The organism is Nonomuraea sp. B1E8, from assembly GCF_039871515.1.
In the GTDB taxonomy this organism is placed as follows: Bacteria; Actinomycetota; Actinomycetes; order Streptosporangiales; family Streptosporangiaceae; genus Nonomuraea.
Genome location: NZ_JBDPLS010000007.1, coordinates 300,007 through 319,000 on the forward strand (window position 1 = coordinate 300,007; position 18,994 = coordinate 319,000).

An 18,994-nucleotide genomic window follows, 5' to 3' on the forward strand; every position below is an offset into this window, starting at 1 on the left:
GGCGAAGCATGCCGGACCTGTGTGTATATTCTGCGCCTGAAAGCGGCAGAAGCAGGAGATCTTTCATGCATGCGTTCCCCCGGGTGTTGTTCGACGAGGCCCACAACGAGTCGTGGACCGTCCGGCGCGAGGTGGCCGAGGCCATCAACCCGGCCCATCCCGACGACAACAGCTACGCCCGCGCGGCCGGACTGCTGCGGCACCTGGGGCACACGGTCGCGGCGCACACGTCCGGAGCGCTCGGCCCCGAGGCGCTGGCGGACCAGGACGTCCTGGTCATCGCGCATCCGTCGGGGGAGCGGTGGGAGCGGACGACCGGCCAGGGCAGCCCCGTCCTCACCGCAGCCGAGCTGGACGCCGTCCAGTCCTTCGTCGCGGCGGGGGGCGGCCTCGTGGTGCTGGCCGAGGAGGAGCAGGACAAGTACGGCAACAACCTGAACGAGCTGCTCGCACGGTTCGGGGTGGGCGTCGAGCACACCACCGTGCGCGACCCGAAGCGCGCCCACCGGGACGTGGCCACGTGGGTGCTGGCCGAGCCCGCCACCTCGGGCGGGCTGCTCGCCGGCGTCCGGACCGCCTGCTTCTACCGTTCCGGCGCGCTCACCGTGACCGCCGAGGGTGGGCGCACGGTGACCGCCGGGGGCGCGGTGCCGGGGACGGGCGCGACCGTGTTGTTCGCGACCTCGCCGAGCGCCGACCCCGCGGGCGCGCCGCTGGCCGTCACGCTCCGGTACGGCCAGGGCCGCGTCGTCGTGTTCGCCGACTCCGACCTGTTCGGTGACGACTCCATCGACGACTACGACCACCGCACGCTCTGGGGGAACGTCGTCACCTGGGCCGCCCGCGTCCCGGCTCGCGGTGCGGGCGACTCTGCGCGTGAGGAGGCCCGCGGCGGAAGGGCGGCGGTGTTCGGCAGGCTCAAGGAGGCCGTCGAGGAGCTCAGGCCGCTGCAGGTCAAGGACGGCTCGGTGCCGGAGGAGTCGAAGGCCAGGGCCGGCGAGCTGGTGGAGGCGATCGCGGGACACCTGGGCGAAATTTCGCCATATTTCCCCCATGACGCCGCCTACCTGCGGGCCGTGCAGGCCGACCTGGCCGCGTGGGCCGAGCAGGGCCTCGGCGTGCCCGACTTCCTCGACTCCCTCGACCTGTTCCACCCCGACCGCCAGCGCGAGGACGGTCTGGAACACGTCGTCGTCTTCCCCATGTACACCCAGAACGGCAACCCGAACCGCAACCTCGAAGCCGTCTGGATCCGTACGATCTGGCCCGGCTGGCTGGCCGGACTGGAGGCGGACGGCTACGACAACCCGATGTTCGTGCCGATCGCGTTCGAGGACTTCACCTCCGGCTACGACACCCACTCCGCCGTGTTGTTCCCCGAGACGGTCGCGGTGCGGACGGCGCCCGAGCGGTTCACCTGGGGCGGCATCTTCGCCGACCGGGAGGCCGCCAGGTTCCGGCGGGTGTCCAGGGCCGCGACCGAGACGCTCCGGCTGGACCTGCCGCCCGACGCCGCCAGGCTGCTGGCGTCGCAGCGGCTCGCGCAGGACACGTTCGTGTTGTGGGACCTGGTGCACGACCGCACCCACAGCCACGGCGACCTGCCGTTCGACCCCTTCATGATCAAGCAGCGGATGCCGTACTGGCTGTACTCGCTGGAGGAGCTGCGCTGCGACCTGACCGCGTTCGGGGAGGCGGTGAAGCTGGAGGCGCGGGGAGTTCCGTACGCCCGGTACGTGCAGCTCGCGATCCTGTTCGACCGGCTGTTCAGGTTCCCGATCACGGGGGAGCGGGTGCGGAACTACGACGGGCTCGGCGGGCAACTGCTCTTCGCGTACCTGCACCGCAACGACATCGTGCGGTGGACGGACAACCGGCTCACCATCGACTGGGAGCGGGTGGCCGACGGCGTGGCCGACCTGCGGGGCGAGGTCGAGAAGTTGTACCGCGACAGCATCGACAGGTCCAAGCTGGCGCACTGGCTGGCGGCGTACGAGCTGGTGAGCGCGTACGTGCCGCCGCACCCGGCCTCGACCTGGGCCCGGGGGATCCAGGCGCTGCCCGAGGAGCAGAAGGCCAAGGTGGACGCGGTGCTGCCGGACGAGTTCCCCCTGAGCATGTTCTACGAGGCGCTCCGCCGTAAGCTGGCCGACGTCGTCGAATCGACCAAGGGACTCCGAGCATGATCATTCTGGTGACCGGGGCCGGCGGGCCCACCGGCGAGGCAGTTACCGCATATTTCCGGAAAAATGGGCACACCGTGATCGGCGTGGACAAGCAGGACGTCGACCTGCTCGACCGCGCCGCCGTACACGACCTGGCCGGCCGGATCGACCGCGAGCACGGGCGCGTCGACGGAGTGGTGCACCTGGTCGGCGGGTGGCGCGGAGGCGGCTCGTTCGCCGACACCGACCTCGCCGACTGGGACGTGCTGCACGACCTGCTGATCCGCACGCTCCAGCACGTGTCGCTGGCCTTCGAGCCGCTGCTGCGCCGCAGTGACAACGGCCGCTTCGTGATCGTCTCGGCCAAGGCGGCCCAGAACCCGGAGGCCGGCGGCGCCGCCTACGCGGCGGCCAAGGCCGCGTCGGAGGCCTGGACGCTCTCCCTGGCCGACGCGCTCCGCGGCACCTCGAGCGCGGCCACCATCCTGGTGGTCAAGGCCCTGGTGAACGACGCCATGCGCGCGGCCAGGCCGGACGCGGCGTTCGCCGGCTTCACCGACGTCAACGACCTGGCCGCGGCGATCGGCAGCCTCTACGACCGGCCCGCGGCGGAGATCAACGGCACGCGATGGGACCTGACTTCTTGATTCCCCGGCACGACCCCCAGCTCATCTCGTTCGCCAGCGACAACTACGCCGGCGTGCACCCCGAGATCCTCGAGGCCGTCGCGGCGGCCAACGGCGGGCACCAGATCTCCTACGGCGACGACGTCTACACCGAGGCCCTGCAGGACACCTTCCGGCGGCACTTCGGCGAGCGCGCGCAGGCCTGGCCGGTGTTCAACGGCACAGCCGCGAACGTCGTCTCCCTGCGCGCCATGACCGCCCACTGGGAGGCGGTCATCTGCGCCGAGAGCGCCCACATCAACACCGACGAGGGCGGGGCGCCCGAGGTCGCCGGCGGCATCAAGCTGCTGACCGTCCCCACACCCGACGGCAAGCTCACCCCCGAGCTGATCGACCGGCAGGCGTGGGGGTTCGGCGACGTGCACCGCGCCCAGCCGCGCGTCGTGTCGTTGTCCAACACCACGGAGCTCGGCACCGTCTACACCCCCGACGAGATCGCCGCCGTCTGCTCCCACGCCCACGACCTCGGCCTGCTCGTCCACCTCGACGGCTCGCGGCTCACCAACGCCGCCGCCGCCCTCGGCGTACCGATGCGGGCCCTCACCACGGACGCCGGGGTCGACGTGCTGTCGTTCGGCGGGACCAAGATCGGCCTCCTGTACGGCGAGGCGGTCGTGGTGCTCAACCCCGACGCGGCGCGGGGCGTCGACTACATCCGCAAGACCTTCATGCAGCTGTCGTCGAAGATGCGGTTCGTGTCGGCGCAGTTCGAGGCGCTGCTGGACGGCGACCTGTGGTTGCGCAACGCCCGCCAGGCCAACGCCATGGGCCGGCGGCTCGCCGAGGCCGTGCGCCCGATCCCGGGGGTGCGCCTGCCGCGCCCCGTCGAGGCCAACGCGGTGTTCGCCGTCCTGCCCAAGGACGTCGTCGTGCGGCTGCAGAAGAGGTTCCGTTTCTACATGTGGAACGAGGCCGTGGGCGAGGTGCGCTGGATGTGCGCGTTCGACACCACGGAGGCGGACGTGGACGCCTTCGCCGCCGCCGTCGCCGAGGAGATGACCGCCGCCTCCGCCCGGCCCGCCACCTGACACCTCCCGGGCACCGCCCGCCGCGGTCGCGGTTCGTGTGGGTGCCTGCCGGGAACGCCGGCGCCGGGCCGGGTGCGCCGCCGGGGCGGAGGTCAGGGGCGGAGGGCGAGGCGGGCCGCCTGCCAGCCTCCCATGCCGTGCGCGCCCGGCCCCGGCGGCGTCGACGAGGAGCAGAGGAACACCCCGGGCAGCGGCGTACGCCAGGGCGCGGGCGACCAGACCGGGCGCCTGACGAACTGCGCCAGACTGGCCAGGCCGCCGCCGATGTCGCCTCCGGCCAGGTTGGGGTTGGCCGCCTCCAGCGCCGCGGGCCCCATGGCGTGACGGGCGAGGACGCGGTCGCGGAAGCCCGGGGCGTACCGTTCGATCTGGCTCTCGACGGCGTCCGTCATGTCGACGTCCGAGCCGTGGGGGACATGGCAGTAGGCCCACAGCGTGTGCCCGCCCCGCGTGGGGTCGGCCGCGTACGGCTGGACGAGCAGCACGTACGGTCGCGGCGAGTGCCGCCCGGCGGCCGTCTCGGCCTCGCTGAGCACGATCTCCTCCAGCGTCCCGCCCAGGTGCACGGTGCCCGCGCCCGCCACCGCGGGATCCCGCCACGGCACGGGCCCGTCCAGCGCCCAGTCCAGCTTGAACACTCCTGGCCCGTGACGGAAGCGGCGCAGGCGCCGCAGGTAGCCGCTGGGGAGGTCGGCCATCGACATGAGCTGCCGGGGCGTCACGTCGAGCACGATCGTGGGCGCGTCCAGCTCCGCGAGCCGGCGGACGCGGTGGCCGGTGACGGCCTCCCCGCCGAGGGAGCGCAGCTCGGCGACGAGGGCGTCGGCGAGGACCTGCGACCCGCCCCGTACGAGCGGCCAGCCCACCAGGTGGGCCAGGGACGCCAGCAGCAGGCCGTAGCCGGCGGTGATGGGTGAGCGCAGGTCGAGCATGGAGTGGGCGGCCATGCCGGCGATCGCCGCCCGTCCCTCCATGGTGCCGAACGCGCGTCTGGCGAAGGTCGTCGCGGGCAGCGCCGCCATCGTCCCGAACCTGGCCGCCCGCGCGAACGTGGACGGCGGGACCGTCCACGGCCCGAGCGGTTTGAGCAGCAGCTCCACCAGAGGAAGCCCGGCCCTGGCGGTCGCCCCTGCGGTCGCCAGCCACGCGCCCGCGTCGCGCCCGAGCCCTTCGGCGGTGCGGCGGGCGTCGCGGTGCACGAGCACGGCGGGACGGTCGTCGAACGGGTGGGCGGCGGCGACCGGCGGATGGGCGAACTCGACGCCGTGGAGACGGAGCTCGCGGAAGGCGGGGGAGGCCAGCGTCATGGCCATCACCGTCGCGCCGAGGTCGTGCACCCGGCCGGGAAGCGTCAGCTCGCCGGACCGCAGCCCGCCGCCGAACCGGTCGGCGGCTTCGAGCAGCAGCACCCTGCGCCCGGCGCGGGCCAGCAGGACGGCGGCGACGAGCCCGTTGGGCCCGGACCCCACGACGGCGGCGTCGGGGCGCATGGCCCTATCGGGGGGTCAGGATCGACGGGTAGGGCCGCGCGCCCCGCTTCTCGAGCAGCGTGGTCATGAGCTCGATCTCACCGCTCTGGCTGGCGACGATCTTCTGGGCCATGTTGACCACCTCGGCCCGCGTGGAGAGCTTGAGCAGGCCCTCGGCCATCTCCACGCCGCCCTCGTGGTGACGGATCATCAGCTGCAGGAAGAGCACCTCGGCGTCCTTGCCCTGTGCCTGCCTGAGCTCGGTCAGCTCCTGCGGGCTCGCCATGCCGGGCATGGTCCCGGGGGCGCCGGGAGCCGGTGACGTGCCGCCGTGTCCGTGACCGCGCATCCAGGCCATCGCGGGCTGGTCGGTCGACTGCGTGAGCTCCCACTGCTGCAACCAGCCCAGGAACATGCCGCGCTGGTTGGCCTGGGTGTTGATGATGTCGAAGGCCAGGCTGTCGATCTCGGGAGCGGGGCCCTTGTCCCTGATCTTGAACGCCATGTCGACGGCCTGTGCGTGATGGGTGGCCATGTCGCGGGCGAAACCGGCCTCGGGGGACGTGTCGCCGGGGGTGCCGCCGCGGCCGAACAGCAGGAACGCCGCGACGGCCAGCACCAGCACGCCGGCGATGGCGAGAAACGATTTCCGCGCGGGCATTTCCATGGTCAGTACAGCGTACCCACCTGGGGCGGCGGCCGTGATCGGACCCTTATAGAGCTCTTATTACCCCCATACGCCCGGAGGGCATAGGGTGACCGGAGTTGGTACGCCGATGGAGGAACGATGGCCAAGGAGAAGGCGCAGGCGAGGCGCGAGCATCTGGAGAAGATGCGGGCCGAGCAGCGGCGCAAACAGCGCCGCGCAGCGCTGCTCATGTGGGGCACCGGCGGTCTCATCATCGTGGTGCTCGTCGGCGTGGTGGGCTTCTACCTCGTCAAGCAGGCCCGTGAGACCTCGCTCGACGCGGTGACCAGCGCGAAGTACGAAGGCGGCCAGCACGTGTGGGACAAGGTCTCCTACAAGGAGACGCCGCCGGTGGGCGGCCAGCACCACAACAACTGGCAGCAGTGCTCGATCTACGACAAGCCGATCCACAGCGAGCACGCGGTGCACTCGCTGGAGCACGGAGCCATCTGGATCACCTACCGGCCCGACCTGCCGAAGGCGCAGCTCGACGCGCTGACGGAGGTGGCGTCCTCCACGGGCCAGCAGGACTACATGCTGATGAGTCCGTTCCCCAACCTGCCGTCGCCGATCGTCGTCTCGTCGTGGGGCCACCAGCTGAAGCTGACCGACGCCAACGACCCGAAGCTCGGGGCGTTCATCAAGAAATACCAGAACGGGCCCGACACCCCCGAGCTCGGCGCCACCTGCGGCGGCGAGGCCGCCATCACCACCACGGCCGACCAGGCGCCCCTGCCGCCCGAGCCCACGGGCCAGCAGCAGTCGCCGATGGAGACCACCTCCCCGGCGCCCAGCGAGTCCCAGCAGTAAGGGCGCTCAGGCGAGCACGTCCTCCAGCGGCGTCCACTCCAGCGCGTGCGCCTCGGCCACGGGCCGGCTGGTCAGCCGGCCCTCGTGGGTGCTCAGGCCGAGCGCGAGCGCGGGGTCCTCGCGCATGGCCCGCTGCCAGCCCCGGTCGGCGACGGCCAGTGCGTACGGCAGCGTGACGTTCGTGAGCGCGAACGTCGAGGTGTGCGGCATCGCGCCCGGCATGTTGGCCACGCAGTAGAAGATCGAGTTGTGCACCCGGTAGGTGGGCTGCTCGTGCGTGGTCGGGCGGGAGCCGGCGAAGCAGCCGCCCTGGTCGATCGAGACGTCCACCAGCACCGAGCCCGGCTTCATCCGGCTGACCAGGTCGTCGCTCACCAGCGTCGGCGCCTTGGCGCCGGGCACCAGCACGGCGCCGATGACGAGGTCCGCCTCCAGCACCGCGCGCTCGATCTCCAGCGTGTTGGAGGCGATCGTCTGGCAGTGGCCCTGATAGATCAGGTCGGCCTGGCGCAGCTTGTCGATGTTCTTGTCCAGCAGCATCACCTCGGCCTGCATGCCGAGGGCGATGGTGGCGGCGTTCATGCCGGACACCCCGGCTCCGAGCACCACGACGTGTGCCGCCCGCACGCCGGAGACGCCGCCCATCAGCACGCCTCTGCCGCCCTCCGAGCGCATCAGGTGGTAGGCGCCGACCTGCGGCGCCAGCCGTCCGGCGACCTCTGACATGGGCGCGAGCAGCGGCAGCGCGCCGCCGGGCGTCTGCACGGTCTCGTAGGCGATCGCCGTGCAGCCCGAGTCGATCAGGGCTCGCGTGCAGGCCTTGTTCGCCGCCAGATGCAGGTACGTGAACAGCACCTGGCCCTTGCGCAGGCGGTGGTACTCCTCCGGCATCGGCTCCTTGACCTTCATGACCAGGTCGGCCGCGGACCAGAGCTCGTCGGCCGCGGGGACCAGCACGGCGCCCGCCGCGGTGAAGTCGGCGTCGGGGATGGACGAGCCGGCGCCCGCGTCGCGCTCGACGTAGACCTGGTGGCCGTGACGGACGAGCTCGTGCACCCCCGCCGGGGTCAGGGCCACCCGATATTCGCTGTTCTTGACCTCTCGCGGTACACCGACCTTCATAAGACAACTCTTTTCGCCAATATGCTGATTTACCCCCAGTCTTCCTTCTATAGCGCCGAGAAGTGAGGATTGTTCGGCTGATTACCTGCGTGCCGCCCGTCCTCGATAAGCTCACCCGCATCCCGAACATCAGGATGAGGTCGCCATCGATGGACAAACCCGAAGAGCCGCCACCCGCGGACCCGGGAGAGCCGCAGGCCAGCAGGCTCACCACCATCGTGCTGATCGTCTCGCTCGTCCTCGTCGTGCTCGTGGCAGGCGTGCTCGGCACGGTCGCGGTCCTGATGACCCGCAGTCCCGACACCCCGCTGTTAGGCGGCACGCCGCCCACGCGGCTGTCCGTGCCGATCCACTTCGCCCCCGTCAGGGAGACCAAGCCCGCCCCCTGCCCCGGCGACCCCGCCGTGCTCGACGCCGGGCAGACCACCTGCTACCTCCTTGAGGACGGCGTCACGGTCGGCGCCGTGCAGAAGATCGAGCCGGTGCGCGAGAGAGACGGCCAGTACTCCGTGCGCATCGCGATCGCGCCGGCGTTCAAGGAGCGGCTGGTCCAGCTCATCGACGAGCAGGTGCCCGAGCAGCGGCAGGTCGCCGTCGTGCTGGCGCCGGAGAAGCCCGAGGTGCCCAAGACCGTGCTGGCCGCGCCCATCGTCACACAGCACATGGACGGCGACAGCATGAGCATCGCGGGATACACGAAGGAGGAGGCCGACGCGCTGGTGGCACGCCTGCTGGGCGGCACACCGAGCGCGACCCCGTCCGGCCCCGCCTCCAGCGACCCCCTCCCGACCGGCCCCGCGTCCACGGCACCCACCTCCATGGGGCCCACCTCCACCGGCGCCCCGTCCCAGCCGTCCACCGGCGTTCCGCAGACGACCCGGACCGGCGGCACCGGCACCACACAGACCGGCGCCGCGCGCTCCACCGACCGCCGCTACGCGAGCTGCAAGGAGGCAGTGGCCGCCGGCGACGGGCCCTACTACCAGGGCACGCACGCCGAATACGGCTGGTACACCGACGTCGACCGCAACGGCGTGGCCTGCAACAGCGCCGACATCCGTTAGGTGAACAGCTGCTCCAGCCCGTCGATGGCGAAGTAGGCCAGAAAGACCAGCGAGACGATCCAGAGCAGCAGGGGGATCTCCGAGAAGCGGCCCCTGGCCGCCTTGATGAGGGTGTAGACGATCACTCCGGCGCCCACGCCGTTCGTGATCGAATAGGTGAACGGCATCAACGCGATCGTCAGGAACGCCGGCACGGCGAGGTCCATGTCGCCCCAGGGCACGTTCCTGCTCTGCGTCATCATCAGCGCCCCGACCAGCACCAGCGCGGGCGCGGCCGCCGCGGCGGGCACCACCGCGGCCAGCGGCGTGAACAGCAGCGTCACGCCCAGCAGAGCCCCGGTCACCACGCTGGCCAGGCCGGTCCTCGCGCCCTCGCCGACGCCGGCGGCCGACTCCACGAAGACGGTGTTCGCCGAGGCGCTGGCCGAGCCGCCCACCATGCCGGCCACGCCGTCCACGGTCAGGATCCGGCCCAGCCGGGGCACCTGCCCGCGCTCGTCGATCAGCCCGGCCTCGTCGCTGACGCCGATGATGGTGCCCATGGCGTCGAAGAAACCGGACAACACCAGCGTGAACAGCACCACGGTCGCCGTGAGCGCCCCTGCCCTGGCGAAGCCGCCGAACAGGTCGAACGCGCCGACGAGCCCGAAGTCCGGCGCCGAGACCAGCGACTCGGGCACTCGCGGCGCGACCACGCCCCACTCCTGCGGGGGGATGGTGGCCAGCGAGTTCACCAGGATGGCCAGGACGGCGGTGACGGCGATGCTGATGAGGATCGCGGCCGGGGTCCTGCGGACGTACAGGACGATCATCAGGAGCAGGCCGAAGCAGAACAGCGCGACCGGCCAGCCCGTGAGGTGGCCGGTCGCGCCGAGCTGCACGGGCGTGCCCTCGCCCGCCGCCACGAATCCGGCGTCCACCAGGCCGATCAGGGCGATGAACAGCCCGATCCCCACGCTGATGGCGTGCTTGAGCGCGAGCGGGATGGCGTTCATGATCAGCGTGCGCAGGCCGGTCACGGCCAGCACGATGATCACCAGACCTTCCAGCACCACCAGGCCCATGGCCTGCGCCCACGTCATGTGCGGCGCGGCCTGGTAGGCGACGACCGCGTTCAGCCCCAGCCCGGCGGCCAGGCCGAAGGGGGCGTTGCCGACGACGGCCATCAGCAGCGTGGAGACGGCGGCGGCCAGGGCGGTCGAGGTGGTCAGCTCGGTGATGGAGAGCCGGGCGCCCGTGACGTCCCTGGCGCCGGCCAGGATGATGGGGTTGAGCAGGATGATGTAGGCCATGGCCATGAACGTCGTGAGCCCGCCACGCACCTCACGGCCGACGGTGGTCCCCCGCCCGGTGAGCTCGAAGAACCTGTCGAGCACGCCATCCCCCCAACGATCAGGGGGAATGCCGGGGAATTACCCGGCGGGGGACGAGATCACGCCTTTTCGTGCCGCCCGTGGCCCACCAGGCCGACGAACTCGTCGAGCCCGATCGTCCCGTCGCCGTCGTTGTCGGCGGACGCGATGAACGCCTCGATCTCGCTCTCGGACGCGCCCTGCCCGCCCAGTGCCTCGTTGGCCTGGCGGATCTCGGCGGCGGTCAGCAGGCCGTCGCCGTCGGCGTCGAAACGCCGGAACTCCGCCTCGGCCGCTTCACGTGCGTTTGCCATGAGAAACCTCCCCGTTGTCGAACAAGGCGATATCTTCCGGCCTCATCGGAACGCGAGTCAACCGGAGGCCGGTCGCCGCGCGCACCGCCGCCGCGATGGCCGGGGTGGAGGAGAGGGTCGGAGGCTCGCCGGCGCCGCGCAATCCGTACGGCGCCGCAGGGTCTGGATTTTCCAGGATTTTCGTCTGCATGGGTGGCATGTCGAGGATGGTGGGGATCAGGTAGTCGGTGAACGACGGGTTCAGCACGAGGCCGTCGCGGACCTGGATCTCCTCCATCAGCGCCAGCCCCAGCCCCTGCGCGGAGCCGCCGTGGATCTGGCCCTCCAGCGCCTGCGGGTTCAGCACCCTGCCCACGTCCTGCACGGCCGCCAGCTCGACCACCTTGACCAGGCCCAGCTCCACGTCCACGTCCACGACCGCCCGGTGCACGCAGAGCGCGAGCTGCGTGTGCGAGTCCCCCTGCCCCGTGACCGGATCCATCGGGTACGTGGGGCGGTGCCGGTATTCACGCGTCTCCTCGATCGGCCCGGACCTCTCCAGCGCCTCCCGGGCCGGCCGGCCGCCGAACCGTTCCCGCACGGCCTCGCACGCCGCCCGCACCGCGCCCCCGGTGACGTACGACTGCCGGGAGGCCGACGACGAGCCGGCCGAGCCGACCGCGGTGTCGGCGGTGGCCACGGTGACGTTCGCGATGCCCAGCTCCGTGCGGGCGATCTGCGCCTGGAGCGTCACCAGGCCCTGGCCCACCTCGGCCGCCGCCGTGTGCACGGTGACGTGCGGCTCGCCCCCGACCAGCTCGGCACGCACCCGGGCCGTGGAATAGTCGTCGAAGCCCTCGGAGAAGCAGATGTTCTTGATCCCGACGCCGTAGCCGACGCCCCGGCGCACCGCCTCGCCGTGGGTCGTCTGCGAGACGCCGCCCGGCAGCGCCCGCAGGTCCGTGGCGGGCGGCCCCTCCGGCAGCGGCATCGACTCCAGGTCGCGCAACATCGCGGCCAGCGGGGCCGGAGCGTCGATCAGCTGGCCGGTGATGAGGCGCGAGCCCTGCGCGACGGCGTTGCGGACGCGGATCTCGACCGGCGACAGGCCGCACGCCTCCGCCAGGCGGTCCATCTGCGACTCGTACGCGTAGCACGCCTGCACCGCGCCGAACCCGCGCATCGCGCCGCACGGCGGGTTGTTGGTGTAGACGCCGGTGGCGTCCACGCGCACGTTCGGCACCTCGTACGGCCCCACGCCCAGCGAGGCGGCGTTGCCCACGACCGCGGGTGAGGACGAGCAGTAGGCGCCGCCGTCCAGCAGGATGTCGGCCTTGACGTAGACGAGCCGGCCGTCACGGGTGGCGCCGTGCTCGTAGCGCATCAGGGCCGGATGGCGGTGCACGTGGCCGAAGAACGACTCCTCGCGCCCGTAGACGATCTTCACGGGCCGGTTCAGCCGCAGGGCCAGCATGCAGGCGTGCACCTGCATGGACAGGTCCTCGCGGGCGCCGAACGCGCCGCCGACGCCCGACAGCGTCAGGCGTACCTTGTCGTGCGGCAGGCCGAGGCAGGGGGCGAGCTGGTCGCGGTCCACGTGCAGCCACTGGGTGGCGATGTACAGGTCGACGCCGCCGTCCTCGGCCGGCACCGCCAGCCCCGACTCCGGGCCGAGGAAGGCCTGGTCCTGCATGCCGACCTCGTACTCGCCGGAGACGACGACCTCCGCCTCGAACGTGTCGCCCCGGCGTACCGGCTGGTGGCGGACGACGTCCCTGGCCTGGCGGGGGTCGGTGACCGCCTCGCGGACCTCGTAGTCCACCACGATCGCCGCGGCCGCCCTGCGGGCCGTCTCCGGATGGTCGGCGGCGACCAGCGCCACCGGCTCGCCCTGGTAGCGGACCTGGTCGATTGCCAGCACCGGCTGGTCCCTGCGGTCCAGTCCGAAGAACTTGGCGCCCGGCACGTCCTCGTGCGTCAGCACCGCCAGCACCCCGTCGATCTTCAGCGCCGGGCCTGTGTCGATCGAGCGGATCCACGCCGACGGGTGCGGGCTGCGCAGCGTCACGCCCCACACCATGCCGTCCAGCCACAGGTCAGAGGCGTAGGAGAACTCTCCGGTCACCTTCAGTACGGCGTCCGGCCGCCGCGCGCTCTCACCGACGCCCTGTCCTGCGGTGGTGGTGCTCGCCGTCTCCGTCATCCTCCGAGTAGAGCACCGCCACCGGTTTCGTCCTATGCGCCCGGCGTCAAATCCGGGTCAGCGGTTGTCCGCACCTCCTTGTATATTCCTCCAAATGCGGATCTCTGACCTGCTGGCCATCGAGGAGCTGCGCCTCACGCTGCTCGCCGGCGACCCCGCCCGCGAGTTCAGCACCGTGCACATCACCGACCTGCCCGAGCCCGGGCGCTACCTGGGCGGCGGAGAGCTGGTCCTGACCGGGCTCATGTGGTGGCACCAGGCCGGGGACTCGGCGCGTTTCGTGGCCGCGCTGGCCGAGGCCGGCGTCGCCGCGCTCGGGGCCGGGCAGGCCCGGCTCGGCCACGTGCCCGGCGACCTGGTGACCGCCTGCCGGGCCGCCGGGCTGCCCCTGATCGAGGTGCCGACCGAGGTGTCGTTCCGCACGCTGGCCGAGCTGGTCGTGCCCCGTCTGTCCGGCGACGTCCGCGAGGCGCTCGGCAGCCACCGCAGGCTCGTCGCGGCCATGGCCGAGGGCGCGGACCTGCCCGAGCTGTTCCGGCTGACCGCCGCCGAGCTGGGCGTCACCGGCGCCGTCGTGTCCGCGTCGGGCGAGGTGATCGTCGGCGCGGCCGACGACCCGGCACACCTCGCGACGGCGTACCTGACGGCGCCACGGCTGCCCGCGCTCGCCGGCGCCACCACGGTCTTCGCGGTCGGGCGCGGCCACCGGGCCGCGGGCTGGGCGCTGGCCTGCGACGGCGACCTGCTCGGCCGGGCCGACGTCGGCTACGAGCTGGCCGCCTGCGTGGCGCTCGAACGCAGCCGGATGGAGGAGGGGCGCAGGGTGGAGCGCCGCCTGATCGAGCAGCTCGTCGCCGCCGCGCTCGCCGGGGCCGGCCTGCCCGAGCTGAACGCCAGGCTGCGGACGTGCGGCATCGACGCGGCGGAGCCGTACACGATCGTGAACGCCACCGTGTCCGGGCAGGGCGCCCCCGGCCCGTCCGCGCTCGGCGGCCAGGTGGTCGAGGAACTGCTCGGCCGCGAGGCGGTCGCGGCGGTGCTCCCAGCCGTGGACCCGGCAGCGGACCCGGCTGTGACGGGGGAGGGCGCGGTCGCCGTGGTGCCCCTGCGCGAGCGCACCGCCTCCGAGGTCGCAGGCCGGCTGCGCGCCGGCGTCCGGGTGTTGTCCGCCCTGCCGGACACGCGCGTCAGCGTCGGGCTGAGCGGCGCCCTGACCGGTGCCGCCGCCGTCAAGGGCGGGGTCGAGGAGGCCCGGCACGCCAGACGGCTGGCCGAGTCCCGCGCCGGCGGCGTGGTGACCAGCGACGAGATCTACACGCACGCGCTGCTGCTGGCCACCGTGCCGGTCGACGTGCGCCGCTCGTTCACCGCCCGGCTGCTGGCTCCGCTGCTCGACTACGACCGCACGCACCAGTCGGAGCTGGTGCGCACCCTGCGCGTCTACCTCGACTGCGCCGGCTCGTGGAACGCCTGCGCCGAGCGGCTGCACGTGCACGTCAACACCGTCCGCTACCGCGTCCGCAGGATCGAGGAGCTGACCGGCAGGGACCTGTCGGCGATGGCGGACCGGGTCGACTTCTTCCTCGCGCTCAGGGACACGGGCCCGCCGCGCTAGCGAATCAGGCCCGGTGCAGCGCCTCGTGCACGGCCGCCTGCTCCTTCGCGAGCCGCCGCTCCCAGCGCGGGTTGCCGAGCGCGCCGCCCCGGGCTGGAGGAACACTTCGGAGCGGGGTCGAGGGGCACACATGACGAGGGCGTGCCTCATCGTCCCGGCGAGTGTCGGGAGCGAGGTGCGGTGTACGCGCCCCTGACGCCGGGAGTGTGCCCCTCTGGCCGGGCGGCCTCAGCAGCAGTCGCTGGAATCCTGATTGACGCCGACGGGGGACATTTCGGCACTCGCGGCCGTAACATTGCCCGCAAGGGTCGCAGCGACCATCATCGCGGTGACCAGTGCCGACAGGGCAATACGCATACGCATGGGGGTTCTCCCTCGCCTATGTGGGGGTTGCTCGGACTATATCTTCTCAGGGAGCGACGACTGTGACCACATCTGACCTGGTCGGACTCCGCATCAAGACAGTTCGGCGACAACGCGGCCTGTCACAGGCACAGCTGGCGCATCCCGAGTTGTCGGACAGCTACGTCTCATTGATCGAGAGTGGCAAGCGTACCCCGACTCCTGCCGTTCTGGAGCTTTTGGCCCAGAAACTGGAGTGTTCGTTGTCTTATCTGATCAACGGTGTGACCGCCGAGCAGATGGAGGACATCGAACTGGCTCTCGGTTACGCACGGTTGGCGCTCGAGAACGGCGAGGTCGCCGAGGCCCGCACCCGCTTCCGCGAGCTGCTGGCCAACAGCAACCTGACAGGGTTGCCCACACTTCGTCAAGACACCGAATTCGGGCTGGCCCTCGCCACCGAGGCGGCCGGCGACCTCGACGAGGCGATCTCCATCCTCCTCAAGCTCCGCGGAGAGGAGCTGTCACCCGAGCGGCGCATCGAGGTCGCCATGGTGCTGTGCCGCGCCTACCGCGACAGCGAGCGGCTGACCGAAGCCGTCACCGTGGGGGAGCAGATGCTGGGCGGGAGCGCCCGCCTGCCGTGGACCGATCCGCTCGTCGAGCTGGCCGCGACCCTGCTGTCGGCCTACATGCACCGGGGCGACCTGCTCCGCGCCCGCCAGTTCGCGGCCGAGCTGCTCAACGCGGCCGACGCGCTCGGCACGCCCCGCTCCATCGTGGCCGCCAACTGGATGGCCTCCAACGTCGCCTACAACACCGGCCACAACGAGGAGGCGCTGTCCTTCGCCGAACGGGCCATGGCGGTGCAGCTGGAGAACGGCCATCCGCGCAGCGTCGCCAGGATGCGCCTCGCGCTCCTGCAGCAGCGGCTCAAGGCGCGGCCCGCCGAGGCCGCCGCCGTGCGCGACGAGCTGCGCGCGACGGTCGCCGAGTTCGAGCAGACCTCCACCAGCATGATCGACAAGGCCCGGGTCCACGTGGAACTGGCCTACGCCGAATACATGACCGGTGACCTCGACAAGGCCGTCGAGCACGCCAAGATCGGCAGAGGCCTGGTCCCCGAATACGGGCACGTGCTGGGCGCCGAGGCCAACCTCCTGCTCGGCCGGGCCTACGGCTCCGTCGGGCGCTCCGCCGAGGCAGCCGGTCACGTGGCGTCGGTGCGCGACTGGCTGACCCCGCTGCCCGACTCCCGCCGCTCCGCCTCCACCTGGCTGGCCACGGCCGAGACGATCGAGGAGCTGGGCGACGCGGAGGGGGCCGTCGAGGCCTACCAGCGGGCGCTGGCCTGCGCGGGTCTGTAGGCGGCATCGGGCCCATCCATCGGGGTCCGGACCGGGCGGTGGCGTCGGTAGCCTGGAAGGTGCCATGAAGAGATCCCCGTTCGCGGTGCTCGCCGCGATTCTCGCCGCCGCCCTGCTCGTGTCCGGCGCCGCTCCCGCCCTGGCGCACGACGCGCTCAAGAGCAGCTCGCCGGCCAAGGGCGCCGAGGTCAAGGCCCTCGACGAGGTCGAGCTCGAGTTCACCGCCAAGGTGCGCATGCCGTTCGTGATCGTGCGGGGGCCCGGCGACGACCAGCACCAGCTCGGCAAGCCCGAGCTGGACGGCGCGGTCGTGCGCCAGGCGGTCAAGGGGCCGCTGCCCGACGGGAAATACACGATCGCCTACCGCGTCGTGTCCTCCGACGGCCATCCGATCGAAGGGGAGATCCCGTTCCGGGTCGAGGGGGCGCAGACACCGTCCCCCGGTCCCAGCCCCAGCGAGGAGGCGGCGACGAGCCAGGCGCCCGCACCCGCGAGCAGCGTCGCGTCCGAGCCCGCCGCGCCCGCGGCCTCGTCGCCGGGCGCCGAGCAGGCGTCGGCCGAGCAGGAGGCCATGTTCCCCGTCTGGCTGATCATCGTGATCGGCGCGCTCGTCGGCATCGGCATCGGCTTCCTGCTCAGCGCGCGGAAGAAGAAGCCATGAGCCGGGCGGCGCGTCTCGCGCTCGCCGGCGCGGGGGCCGCGATCGCCGCCCTGGTGATCGGCATGATGGCCGGAGGCAGCGCCTTCCCCAAGATCATTCCCGGGCTGCCCGACGCCGGCGCGGTCGTCAGGTGGGGGCTGCCGCTGTCCAAGCTGCTCATGGACGCGTCGGGAGTGCTCACCGTCGGCCTGCTGCTGATGGCCGCCGCGCTGCTGCCCAACGACAAGGGCGTGCTCGGCAGGACCGCCGTCGACTACGTCAAGGCCAGCTCGTGGTCGGCGCTGGCGTGGGCCGGGTCGGCGTTCCTCGCCATCCTCTTCGGGGCCGCCGAGTCCATCGGCAGGACCGTGCCCCAGATTCTCGAGCGCACCATCCTGACCAGCTACGCCACCCAGACCACGCAGGGTGTGGCGCTGACGCTCGTGGTGCTGTTCGGGGTGGCGATCGCGCTGTTCTCGCGCGGCGCCATCACCGCCGGAGCCGCGGCGGGACTGCTGGTGTTCGCGCTGGCGACGCTGCTGCCCGCGCCGCTGACCGGGCACAGCGCCTCCTCGCCCAACCACGACCTGGCCACCTCGTCGGTGGCGCTCCACCTGCTCGCCCTCGCCCTGTGGGTGGGCGGGCTCGTCGTGCTGGCCGCGCACGCGCTGCGCCGTCAGCCGCAGCTGGAGGTGGCCGCCGCCAGGTTCTCCCGGATGGCGGTGTGGTGCTACGTCGGCGTGGGGTTGTCCGGGCTGTTCAGCCTGGTGGCGCGGCTGGGTGCGGTCTCCGACCTGTGGACGTCCGAATACGGCCTGCTGGCCGTGGCCAAGATCGTGGCGTTCGTGCTGCTCGGCTACGTGGGCTACTGGCACCGGCAGCGCACGCTGGCCGACCTCGCGGCGGCACGGCCCCGGGCGTTCACCCGGCTGGCGGGCGGCGAGACGCTGCTCATGCTCGCCACCGTCGGGCTGGCCGTGGCACTGTCGCGCACGCGGCCGCCCGAGGTCGTCGTGCCCGCCGACCGGGCGTTCGAGCTGCTGGGCTTCCCCATGCCGCCGGAGCTGTCGCTGGCGAACGTGTTCACGCTGTGGTGGCTCGACCTGTTCTTCGCCGCGGTCGCCGCGGTCCTGGCCGGGCTCTACGGAGCCGGCGTCTACCGGCTGGCGCGGCGCGGTGTCGCCTGGTCGTGGGGCCGCACCGCGTCCTGGTTCATCGGCGTGGCGCTGCTGGTGTTCGCCACGCAGAGCGGGCTGGCCCGCTATGCCAAGGTCATGTTCAACGTGCACATGATCGAGCACATGACGCTCTCCATGGTCGTGCCGATCTTCCTCGTGCTCGGCGGGCCGGTCACGCTCGCCCTGCGCGCGCTCAGGCCAGCATCGAGGAGGGGCGATCGCGGGCCGCGGGAGTGGATCACCACGATCCTGCACAGCCGGTTCACCAAGGTCGTCACGCATCCCCTGGTGGCGACCTCCATCTTCGTGGCGTCGACGTACGCGCTCTACTTCACGCCCCTGTTCGAGTCGGCCATGCAGGAGCACCTCGGGCACATCTGGATGACCCTGCACTTCCTCATCAGCGGGTGCCTGTTCTTCTGGGTGATCGTCGGGGTCGATCCGGGGCCCCACCGGCTCCCGCACGTCTGGCGGCTGCTGATGCTCTTCGTCACCATGCCGTTCCACGCGTTCTTCGGCATCGCGCTGATGATGATGGGCGCGGTGATCGCGTCCGGATGGTACGAACAGCTCGGCCGCCCCTGGGGCGACACGCTGCTGCAGACGCAGCGCGACGGCGGGGCCATCGCGTGGGGGTTCGGCGAGATCCCGACGCTGATCGTGCTGCTGGCCATCGCGGTGCAGTGGTATCAGGACGACGACCGGCAGGCACGGCGCACCGACCGCAGGGCCGACCGTTCCGGCGCCGCAGACCCGGAACTCGACTCCTACAACGCCTATCTCGCCCGTCTCAACCGTGCTGACAAGGGCGAGTAGCCGATCGGACACGGCCTTCTATCTTCTCCGTACACGTCTCAGGACCGCCGGGTAGCCTGACTTTCAGGGGAGACGGGCATAACCTCATTCGCCGGCATGCGCAACCTTGAGGGGGGATTGCGCGCCGCGCGGTTGGGAGCGCCGTAGTGGGGTGCG

17 protein-coding genes are annotated in these 18,994 nt (G+C 71.8%); 9 read left to right on the forward strand and 8 right to left on the reverse strand.

The genetic code is table 11. The features are described from left to right. Nucleotides 1-65: 65 nt before the first annotated feature. Genes ABGA98_RS24475 through ABGA98_RS24485 form a run of 3 tightly spaced genes read left to right on the forward strand, consistent with a single transcriptional unit; the run spans nt 66 to nt 3,879 of the window. Entirely contained in the window at nt 66-2,186 is a 2,121-nt protein-coding gene (locus tag ABGA98_RS24475) for a DUF6421 family protein (protein WP_347620720.1), read from the forward strand. Continuing rightward, entirely contained in the window at nt 2,183-2,812 is a 630-nt protein-coding gene (locus ABGA98_RS24480) for an SDR family NAD(P)-dependent oxidoreductase (protein WP_347620721.1), read from the forward strand. Before ABGA98_RS24475 ends, ABGA98_RS24480 begins: the two co-directional genes overlap by 4 nt. Beyond that, entirely contained in the window at nt 2,794-3,879 is a 1,086-nt protein-coding gene (locus tag ABGA98_RS24485; protein ID WP_347620722.1) for a low specificity L-threonine aldolase, read from the forward strand. The genes ABGA98_RS24480 and ABGA98_RS24485 overlap by 19 nt, the downstream gene beginning before the upstream one ends. A gap of 92 nt (nt 3,880-3,971) precedes the next feature. Here the strand turns inward: ABGA98_RS24485 and ABGA98_RS24490 are convergent, their stop codons facing one another. Both ABGA98_RS24490 and ABGA98_RS24495 read right to left on the reverse strand, forming a co-directional pair. After that, nucleotides 3,972-5,369: an NAD(P)/FAD-dependent oxidoreductase gene (locus ABGA98_RS24490; RefSeq protein ID WP_347620723.1), complete on the reverse strand. Its 1,398-nt coding sequence runs from the start codon at nt 5,367-5,369 to the stop codon at nt 3,972-3,974. 4 nt (nt 5,370-5,373) lie between these two features. Continuing rightward, the gene (locus ABGA98_RS24495; protein ID WP_347620724.1) at nt 5,374-6,009 is read right to left on the reverse strand and encodes a DUF305 domain-containing protein; all 636 of its coding nucleotides are present in this window, start codon (nt 6,007-6,009) and stop codon (nt 5,374-5,376) included. 126 nt (nt 6,010-6,135) lie between these two features. Between ABGA98_RS24495 and ABGA98_RS24500 the strand changes: the two genes are divergently transcribed. Next, nucleotides 6,136-6,846 carry a DUF3105 domain-containing protein gene (locus ABGA98_RS24500; RefSeq protein ID WP_347620725.1) on the forward strand — a complete coding sequence of 237 codons (711 nt, stop codon included), beginning with the start codon at nt 6,136-6,138 and terminating at the stop codon, nt 6,844-6,846. 6 nt (nt 6,847-6,852) lie between these two features. On the opposite strand, the gene ald is transcribed toward ABGA98_RS24500, so the two are convergent. Continuing rightward, nucleotides 6,853-7,968, reverse strand: a complete 1,116-nt coding sequence (ald, locus tag ABGA98_RS24505) for an alanine dehydrogenase (protein WP_347620726.1) — start codon at nt 7,966-7,968, stop codon at nt 6,853-6,855. A gap of 149 nt (nt 7,969-8,117) precedes the next feature. Between ald and ABGA98_RS24510 the strand changes: the two genes are divergently transcribed. Continuing rightward, on the forward strand, nt 8,118-9,032 hold the full coding sequence (locus ABGA98_RS24510) for an excalibur calcium-binding domain-containing protein (RefSeq protein WP_347620727.1): 915 nt from the start codon (nt 8,118-8,120) through the stop codon (nt 9,030-9,032). Here ABGA98_RS24510 and ABGA98_RS24515 read toward each other — a convergent pair. From ABGA98_RS24515 to ABGA98_RS24525, 3 genes are read right to left on the reverse strand one after another with little or no spacing between them, the layout of a single operon-like run. Next, complete coding sequence (locus ABGA98_RS24515) at nt 9,029-10,408, reverse strand: NCS2 family permease (RefSeq protein WP_347620728.1); 1,380 nt, start codon at nt 10,406-10,408, stop codon at nt 9,029-9,031. The genes ABGA98_RS24510 and ABGA98_RS24515 overlap by 4 nt on opposite strands. A gap of 56 nt (nt 10,409-10,464) precedes the next feature. Further along, nucleotides 10,465-10,698 (reverse strand): EF-hand domain-containing protein, encoded by a 234-nt coding sequence (locus ABGA98_RS24520; protein ID WP_347620729.1) that lies wholly within the window; start codon nt 10,696-10,698, stop codon nt 10,465-10,467. Beyond that, nucleotides 10,682-12,880, reverse strand: a complete 2,199-nt coding sequence (locus ABGA98_RS24525) for a molybdopterin cofactor-binding domain-containing protein (protein WP_347620730.1) — start codon at nt 12,878-12,880, stop codon at nt 10,682-10,684. Before ABGA98_RS24525 ends, ABGA98_RS24520 begins: the two co-directional genes overlap by 17 nt. A 94-nt stretch (nt 12,881-12,974) precedes the next feature. Between ABGA98_RS24525 and ABGA98_RS24530 the strand changes: the two genes are divergently transcribed. Next, the gene (locus ABGA98_RS24530) at nt 12,975-14,495 is read left to right on the forward strand and encodes a helix-turn-helix domain-containing protein (protein WP_347620731.1); all 1,521 of its coding nucleotides are present in this window, start codon (nt 12,975-12,977) and stop codon (nt 14,493-14,495) included. Between the two features lie 4 nt (nt 14,496-14,499). On the opposite strand, the gene ABGA98_RS24535 is transcribed toward ABGA98_RS24530, so the two are convergent. Together ABGA98_RS24535 and ABGA98_RS24540 are read right to left on the reverse strand one after the other, a co-directional pair. After that, the gene (locus ABGA98_RS24535; RefSeq protein WP_347620732.1) at nt 14,500-14,625 is read right to left on the reverse strand and encodes a hypothetical protein; all 126 of its coding nucleotides are present in this window, start codon (nt 14,623-14,625) and stop codon (nt 14,500-14,502) included. 98 nt (nt 14,626-14,723) lie between these two features. Further along, on the reverse strand, nt 14,724-14,858 hold the full coding sequence (locus ABGA98_RS24540; protein ID WP_347620733.1) for a hypothetical protein: 135 nt from the start codon (nt 14,856-14,858) through the stop codon (nt 14,724-14,726). A 62-nt stretch (nt 14,859-14,920) separates the two neighbouring features. Here ABGA98_RS24540 and ABGA98_RS24545 point away from each other — a divergent pair, with 62 nt between their 5' ends. The 3 genes from ABGA98_RS24545 to ABGA98_RS24555 all read left to right on the forward strand — a co-directional run bounded on the left by ABGA98_RS24545 (nt 14,921) and on the right by ABGA98_RS24555 (nt 18,838). Further along, nucleotides 14,921-16,204 carry a helix-turn-helix domain-containing protein gene (locus ABGA98_RS24545; RefSeq protein ID WP_347620734.1) on the forward strand — a complete coding sequence of 428 codons (1,284 nt, stop codon included), beginning with the start codon at nt 14,921-14,923 and terminating at the stop codon, nt 16,202-16,204. 64 nt (nt 16,205-16,268) lie between these two features. After that, nucleotides 16,269-16,865 carry a copper resistance CopC family protein gene (locus tag ABGA98_RS24550; protein ID WP_347620735.1) on the forward strand — a complete coding sequence of 199 codons (597 nt, stop codon included), beginning with the start codon at nt 16,269-16,271 and terminating at the stop codon, nt 16,863-16,865. Then, nucleotides 16,862-18,838 (forward strand): cytochrome c oxidase assembly protein, encoded by a 1,977-nt coding sequence (locus tag ABGA98_RS24555; RefSeq protein ID WP_347620736.1) that lies wholly within the window; start codon nt 16,862-16,864, stop codon nt 18,836-18,838. Before ABGA98_RS24550 ends, ABGA98_RS24555 begins: the two co-directional genes overlap by 4 nt. The last annotated feature ends 156 nt before the right edge of the window (nt 18,839-18,994 follow it).

Bases quoted from the DNA above. Each gene is read 5' to 3' on its own strand.
- ABGA98_RS24475 (WP_347620720.1), top strand. From the start codon at position 66: ATGCATGCGTTCCCCCGGGTGTTGTTCGACGAGGCCCACAACGAGTCG.
- ABGA98_RS24480 (WP_347620721.1), top strand. From the start codon at position 2,183: ATGATCATTCTGGTGACCGGGGCCGGCGGGCCCACCGGCGAGGCAGTT.
- ABGA98_RS24485 (WP_347620722.1), top strand. From the start codon at position 2,794: ATGGGACCTGACTTCTTGATTCCCCGGCACGACCCCCAGCTCATCTCG.
- ABGA98_RS24490 (WP_347620723.1), bottom strand. From the start codon at position 5,369: ATGCGCCCCGACGCCGCCGTCGTGGGGTCCGGGCCCAACGGGCTCGTC.
- ABGA98_RS24495 (WP_347620724.1), bottom strand. From the start codon at position 6,009: ATGCCCGCGCGGAAATCGTTTCTCGCCATCGCCGGCGTGCTGGTGCTG.
- ABGA98_RS24500 (WP_347620725.1), top strand. From the start codon at position 6,136: ATGGCCAAGGAGAAGGCGCAGGCGAGGCGCGAGCATCTGGAGAAGATG.
- ald (WP_347620726.1), bottom strand. From the start codon at position 7,968: ATGAAGGTCGGTGTACCGCGAGAGGTCAAGAACAGCGAATATCGGGTG.
- ABGA98_RS24510 (WP_347620727.1), top strand. From the start codon at position 8,118: ATGGACAAACCCGAAGAGCCGCCACCCGCGGACCCGGGAGAGCCGCAG.
- ABGA98_RS24520 (WP_347620729.1), bottom strand. From the start codon at position 10,698: ATGGCAAACGCACGTGAAGCGGCCGAGGCGGAGTTCCGGCGTTTCGAC.
- ABGA98_RS24525 (WP_347620730.1), bottom strand. From the start codon at position 12,880: ATGACGGAGACGGCGAGCACCACCACCGCAGGACAGGGCGTCGGTGAG.
- ABGA98_RS24530 (WP_347620731.1), top strand. From the start codon at position 12,975: ATGCGGATCTCTGACCTGCTGGCCATCGAGGAGCTGCGCCTCACGCTG.
- ABGA98_RS24540 (WP_347620733.1), bottom strand. From the start codon at position 14,858: ATGCGTATGCGTATTGCCCTGTCGGCACTGGTCACCGCGATGATGGTC.
- ABGA98_RS24550 (WP_347620735.1), top strand. From the start codon at position 16,269: ATGAAGAGATCCCCGTTCGCGGTGCTCGCCGCGATTCTCGCCGCCGCC.
- ABGA98_RS24555 (WP_347620736.1), top strand. From the start codon at position 16,862: ATGAGCCGGGCGGCGCGTCTCGCGCTCGCCGGCGCGGGGGCCGCGATC.